This window comes from Pantoea sp. VS1 (assembly GCF_002207995.1).
Lineage (GTDB): Bacteria > Pseudomonadota > Gammaproteobacteria > Enterobacterales > Enterobacteriaceae > Pantoea > Pantoea dispersa.
Map to the genome: position 1 here is coordinate 1 of NZ_NHZE01000153.1, position 1,146 is coordinate 1,146.

Genomic DNA, 1,146 nt, shown 5'->3' on the forward strand with positions numbered 1-1,146 from the left:
GGATGAGCGTGGACTTGCCGACGCCGATGGTGCCGTGGATCAGAAAGTTCATGACCTCGGCGTTCTTCACCATGTTCAGGCCGCCAATCTGCAGATCGGACTTCTCGCCGGCCTTTTTCAGCAGCCGGTTCACCTCCTTCGGCTTATCGGTGAGCGTCATACCCGAGATAAACTCGTCCTCGCTCTCCTTTCTGCCAATACGCCCCACGTACCAGTAGACCACGCACAGCAGAACGGCGAAGGCCGCGCCGCAGGCGGCGGCACAGACCCGCAGGCTCTGCAGGACGATGGCCCCCTGCTGCTGCATCCACGGGTCAGTCAGCAGCTGCGCCAGCGTCAGTTTCGCCGTACACAGCCGGGCGCCGGTGCCACAGTGCCAGGTCACGTCCCAGGTCGCCGCCCCGGACGGATTCATCAGAGGCACAAAACCGCTGAACAGGCTGGCGCCCCCGTACCAGAAGCCGTTGCGCAGCGCATCCTCCGGCGTGACCAGCCAGAACGCGGCGCCCGTAACCAGAAGATAGAAAAGCAGTATCCAGCCGCTGATCCAGCCGTTGACCTGCGTAAACATGCGCAGGCGGTAGGCCGTCATCTGGCCACCCTGTGTCAGGTATTTAGGGGTAAAACTCATGGGAAACTCCGGAAAGCGCGCAGGCGCAGCCCGCCCGGGGAAATCGGGCAGGCTGTTGCAGGGGGAGAAAATGGCTGAGGGGCCGTGCGGGCCCCGGAGATTATTTCAGGGTGCGCAGTGCGGGCGGGCGGTTATGTCCCGTGCGGTGCTGCAGCCAGTGACCAGCCATCAGGGGGAGACCGCAGGCAAGGAACAGCAGGTTCCAGCAGGCAAGCGTCAGGGCAGACAGCACGCCGCCGGCCGTCAGCACCAGTAAAACCAGCAGCGCAGTGATAACGCCCGGCGGCATCATATCGCCCTGCATCGTGCGGGTGGCGAGATCGAACGCGAACAGATGGCTTTCGGTCATGATGGTTTTGACGATATCAGGCCCGAACTGCCACAGCACGAGGGCGCTCCAGGCAAAAAACAGGGTAGTCCAGACAATAAGGGTGCGTGCCGCACCGTTGAATGTGAGCATGGGGTTTTCCTTCAGGAAGTTAAGAACAGGGGTTAAATACAGCCGTTACAACGCT

At 61.8% G+C, this 1,146-nt stretch carries 1 protein-coding gene and 1 pseudogene; both read right to left on the reverse strand.

The genetic code is table 11. The annotated features are described in order from the left end of the window. Window positions 1-631 (reverse strand): annotated as a pseudogene (locus tag CBW22_RS25315) (type IV conjugative transfer system coupling protein TraD); the annotation flags it as partial. A 100-nt stretch (window positions 632-731) separates the two neighbouring features. Beyond that, window positions 732-1,091 (reverse strand): hypothetical protein, encoded by a 360-nt coding sequence (locus tag CBW22_RS25320; RefSeq protein ID WP_088518200.1) that lies wholly within the window; start codon window positions 1,089-1,091, stop codon window positions 732-734. Window positions 1,092-1,146: the final 55 nt, after the last annotated feature.

What these genes read in the sequence shown, in the direction of transcription:
- CBW22_RS25320 (WP_088518200.1), bottom strand. Translation starts at nt 1,091, where the DNA reads ATGCTCACATTCAACGGTGCGGCACGCACCCTTATTGTCTGGACTACC.